The 1,443-nt window shown below is 71.0% G+C and carries 1 protein-coding gene; it reads right to left on the bottom strand.

The features are described 5' to 3' along the window. Positions 1–6: 6 nt before the first annotated feature. On the bottom strand, positions 7–1,311 hold the full coding sequence (locus GTW58_RS12990; RefSeq protein WP_231559474.1) for an ISL3 family transposase: 1,305 nt from the start codon (positions 1,309–1,311) through the stop codon (positions 7–9). Between the last annotated feature and the right edge of the window lie 132 nt (positions 1,312–1,443).

Genomic DNA, 1,443 nt, shown 5'->3' with positions numbered 1-1,443 from the left:
GGCCCTTCACAGATGAGCATGGGTAGGGGTCTTGCGCCACGGCCGGTGTCCGCCGGCGGCGAGCAGGGCGCGTAGACGGTAGTTCTCGAAGTTCCGGAACCCGCGGGCGACCCTGCGCATCGTCTCCATCACCCCGTTCACGGCCTCGGTGGGCCCGTTCGAGGCCCCGGCGGTGTCGAAGTAGGCCAGGATCGCGGCCTTCCACCGCCGCAGGGTCCGCCCGAGCCGGGCGACCTCCGGAATCGGGCAGGTGGGGAACGCATCGAGGACCTCGGCGACGAGCCGGCGCCCGTGCTCGGGGCGGGCGTGGTAGATCGCACGCAGCTTCTGGTAGCAGTGCCAGGCCAGGGTCACCTCATGGTGCGGGTCCCCAGCCACCAGCTTCGCGTTGAGCCGGGTGATCTGCTTGGCGGTGAGGTGCTCGGCGCCGATCTGCAAGGTACGGCGGATCCCGTAGAGAGGGTCCCCGGCCCGGCCTCGGTGGCCGAGGGTGTCCTGCTGCACGCGGCGACGCACCTCGTCCACGACCTGCCCACCGAGCTTCACCACGTGGAAGGCGTCCAGGACGGTGATCGCCTCCGGGAGCTCGTCGCGGATCGCGTTGGCGTAGCCGTGGAACGGGTCCAGCGTCGCCGTGCGGATCCCGCTCGTGAACCCCGGCCCCTGGGTAGCAAGCCAGTCGCCGTAGGCCGCCCCCGTGCGCCCGGGCACCAGGTCCAGCAACCTCGCCCGGGGACGGCCGTCCTCACCGCGGGAGTGATCCACGATGCCGGTGACCAGCCCGGTGCCGGGTGGACCCACGTTGCGCCACACGTGCTCGTCGACACCGAGGGCGTCCACCCCGGCCAGCCGATCCTCCGCGGCCAGCTGGCCTTCGATGACCGGGGCCACGGCGTGCCAGACGGTGTTCCAGGCGACTCCGAGCATGTCCGCCAGGGCGGAGACCGCGATGTCGTGGGAGCGCAGCTGCGTCACCGCCCAGGCGATCGCGCGGGTGGTGAGCTTGGCCCGCGGCGCGGCCAGCTCGTGGACCTCGCTGAACGTCACGACCTCGCAGGCGTCCTCCCGGCACCTGAAGATCCGCTTGCGCCACACCACCCGCACGGGCACCCCAGCGCAGGGCAGATCGTGGAGCACGACCTCCCGGCGGCCGTGGCCGGTGGCGAGCACCCCGCAGGACGGGCACCCCACCAGCGTCGGAGAAGTCTCCACCACCACGGTGAACGAGCGTGGTCCGCGTTCCACGGCCCTGACATGGACGTCGGGCAGGTCGAAGAGCGCGCACGCGGGCGCGCAGATAGCATGAGACACGTCGAGGCCTTCATGGATCGGGTTGCTTGGTCGCTACCCATCCTGGAGGCCTCGACCTCTACCCAGACCTCACAACACACCCCTCGAGACGCCCACGCGCACACCGCTACCCATGCTCATCTGTGAAGGGCC

Source organism: Kocuria subflava (genome assembly GCF_012163155.1).
GTDB lineage: Bacteria > Actinomycetota > Actinomycetes > Actinomycetales > Micrococcaceae > Kocuria > Kocuria subflava.
This window is presented reverse-complemented; position numbering and strand designations above follow the sequence as displayed.